The following is a 1,720-nucleotide window of genomic DNA, read 5'->3' on the forward strand; positions in this document are numbered from 1 at the left end:
CGGAAGATGGGTAGCGCTGCAACCGCATTATTGATCACGTCGCTGGCGTCATGCAGCGTTTCAGGCCGGATATAGTTGGCCTGCACCGTACTCAGGTGTTCATAGCTTCGATCGGAGATCTGCGCCATGCCATACACACCACGGTGAGTGGCGTTGGCAATCAGAATGGCCAGTAAATCATCCTGATGAGTGAACCCTTGTTTTTGTATCGGAAGTACATGAGTCAGACATTTCATGAACCCGGTTTCGCGCTCTACATACCGCAGTACATCCGCGATACCGACCGGTTGCATTCGCTTAAAAAAGGGATTGTTGACCAGAGATGTAGCGCTTTTGGTCGGCAGACGCCAGCGGGTACCGGTACGATTTTTCATGATCACATTTCGATTGTCTCCCTCATCAATATGGAGAGCAACGTCTTTGAGTGCACTTTCCAGCCGGTGTTGTTTCTCCTGTAACAATAACTCTGCGGGCTGTTTTAGTCTGTCCAGTGTTGATGAGGCCAGCAAGGTATCCTGCGATGTCTGGGGGATCAGGTCGTCTTCCAGTGCGCGGTATTTGGTAACATTTGGCAAATAAATGCGTCCATTCAGTCGTGAGGTTAACTGCCGGTAGAGCAGCCATTCGTAACGTTGCGGGTTAACGTTATCCTGTTTAACCAACCATGGGAGGTGCTTTTTCGGGATGAGCGACGTATCCATCGTCTTCAGTGGTCCACCGAATGCGATTTCCGTCTGCATCTGTTGAAGTTGGGCGACGACGGCTTCTGAGCCTTTACCGGCCTCACATTCAAGGCACAACCCTGTCATTCATGACCTTCAATGCCTGTTGTCTGACTACTGAGAAGGGTTGATTATCATCAATGTTCTCATCCACAAACAGATGCAGTAACTCTGCCGCTTTCGTGACATTGTCCGCGGCTGACTGCCAGGACAGGAACACTGCTTGTTGTGCAAAGGTGTTGGCAGCTTCTTGTTGCTTGCGGATATGGTAAATGAACCCATCAGTTAACCGTTCCAGTGCCAGTTGTATCCGCTCTGTCAGGTGACATAGCAACCATAGATGCTGCTGTGCGCGTTTGAATCGTTTGAGTTTACTACCGTAATAGTTGATGAGCTCACCGAAGTGTTGTCGATTTTTAAGAGACAGATTAAGCCCATCGATAACGCCATTGATTTGCGTGCGCCATGGCGCTAACTGATGATAAAGGGCAAGCTCTTTTTTAAGTTCAGGTACGGTCAGACTTTTTGCACCGCCTCTGAGCTGGTTCAGGCTTAGTCCGTCATCAATGGCTGTTATGCTGTCCAGAAAGACGTGAAGTTCAATAGCAGTATCAAAGAGGTAACGCGGCTCCAGCCAGGCATTGCCCACCTGAACAAGGTGGTCGAAAAGAGAATTGAAGTGCTGACTTTCGTCCCATTTGTGATAACCAGCAAGGTCTAATACTTTTGCGTAGAGTCGATCTTTTTGTTTTTGTGAGGGAGTGAATGGTCTGAGCCCCTTGCCGCCAAGCAGCTCTTTACTGATGAACATTAAATCCTTAGAAACCTGCGAGTAAGCGATATCTAGGATGACGGGCTTTGATTTGAAGTATCCCAAAATCGCGACAAAGTAACATCTATGAGCTCTGAGACGAATTGACCGAAAAACTGCCAATTCCGCATCGTTCAGAGAAAAGTACAGACGTTGTTCTTCGATTGAAAAAATGGGTGGGGAATAA

The 1,720-nt window shown here is 48.1% G+C and carries 1 pseudogene (cut by a window edge); it reads right to left on the reverse strand.

The window, feature by feature from the left end:
* Window positions 1-1,720 (reverse strand): annotated as a pseudogene (locus MHM99_RS15410) (Tn3 family transposase) (its annotated part continues 50 nt past the right edge of the window); the annotation flags it as partial.

It is taken from the genome of Alteromonas sp. MmMcT2-2, assembly GCF_022348305.1.
Classification (GTDB): Bacteria; Pseudomonadota; Gammaproteobacteria; order Enterobacterales; family Alteromonadaceae; genus Alteromonas; species Alteromonas macleodii.